Below are 1,472 nucleotides of genomic sequence, written 5' to 3'. Positions count from 1 at the left end.
CACCACTTTACAACTTTTTATCATGCAGCATCCCTGAATGAAATAAAGCTGTGCAAACAATCCTTTAAATTCCCATAAATTTTGGTATTTTCGAAGTCTGATACGAAACTGCCTAAAATTAGTTCTTCCCTTAAATAACGGGAAAGATTATTCTTTATCTGCTGCGGACTTAAATTTATGAATTCTTCCTTATTTTCTATCATAAATGGATAGCATTTTACAATGGTATAGGCTGTTGCAAGCAGATTTATATAGGCTTCAATACCTTTTTCTTTAACAACCATATAATTACCAAATGACCAGAAAGTTTTTAGTTCATAAAAAATTATTTCAATGTTCCAGCGCAGACGATATTCTTTTAAAACAGGAACTTCTGACATGGTACTGCCGTTTTTCTGATCAGAATAATTTTTAGCTCTAACAGCTGATAAAAAACAATCTTTGAGACTTTCTGATTCAGTATCAGTATTAATATAAACCCGGGGACTTTTAAATCCCTCAAGTTCCTTTAGAGTTACCACAATCTCTACTGGATCATCAAATAATCTTGTTTTAACAATTTTGCTGGCTATATAATAATCACCTGTTTTTTCGTATTCCAGATCTTTAAGAGAAAGTTTGTCTCCATATTTGCGAGGTCTGCCTCTTTTGCCATTATGTTCTGGAGGTAAATCAAAAAAAGCTGTATCTTTGCGAACAGCACCCACAAATTCTATATTTTTAAATTCTTCAACGGTGTCAATAACGTCACCTTTGCTATACCATGAATCACAGAGTATAACAGCCTGTTTATCATCAATTAATTTGATGATATTTAAAATAAGTTCACGGGCAATAGTCAATTTGCTTTTCTCTTTTTTATAGAGTCTAAACCCCAGAGGAATACTGAGATAATTAATCTCATCTTCTCCGGCAGAAACGGGTATAGAAATGGCCAATGCCACAAAACTATTACCCTTAAGATAACTGCTGTTGTTGCGTCTGACATGATCAAAGAAGCTCTGACAGCCTGCAAATTTATCGCCGAATTTTTCCTGCAGGGTATCATCTATAATCAGATAAATTTTTTCATCCGCCAGATTTTCAGGAATCAGAGATAGAGCTATCTCAGTTGTTTTAATCATTAGATCATTGAGATTCCAGCTGCTGTATGATAAAAAATAATAGAGAGAATTCAGACTGTCCTTTTTATATTTGGAGATAAAATGCTTCCAGATAAATCTAATTGACTGTACCTGATCAAAACTTATAATAGAAATAATGATCCAGAAAAAACTCTGAAAACTTTTTTTGGTAAAGACAGCACGGTATTTATTTAAAATTTTTTTGATTGTATGGTAGATAGTTTGTGAGTTATTTGATATAATATTCATGGCGGTTTATTCCTTTCATATTTGTTGTAGGTAACAAATATTATATCAAAAGAAGGAATAAGTCGCCAATTTTTTATCTAATTTTTTTGTAAAGTGGTG

1 protein-coding gene is annotated in these 1,472 nt (G+C 32.3%); it reads right to left on the bottom strand.

Annotation, left to right across the window (positions count from 1 at the left end; genetic code table 11):
- Nucleotides 1-20 precede the first annotated feature (20 nt).
- Entirely contained in the window at nucleotides 21-1,373 is a 1,353-nt protein-coding gene (locus tag C7954_RS13525; protein ID WP_081374609.1) for an IS701 family transposase, read from the bottom strand.
- Between the last annotated feature and the right edge of the window lie 99 nt (nucleotides 1,374-1,472).

Origin of the sequence: Halanaerobium congolense (assembly GCF_004366375.1) — a bacterium.
Classification (GTDB): domain Bacteria; phylum Bacillota; class Halanaerobiia; order Halanaerobiales; family Halanaerobiaceae; genus Halanaerobium; species Halanaerobium congolense.
This window is presented reverse-complemented; position numbering and strand designations above follow the sequence as displayed.

Coding starts and splice junctions, on each gene's coding strand:
- C7954_RS13525 (WP_081374609.1), bottom strand. CDS start 1,373: ATGAATATTATATCAAATAACTCACAAACTATCTACCATACAATCAAA.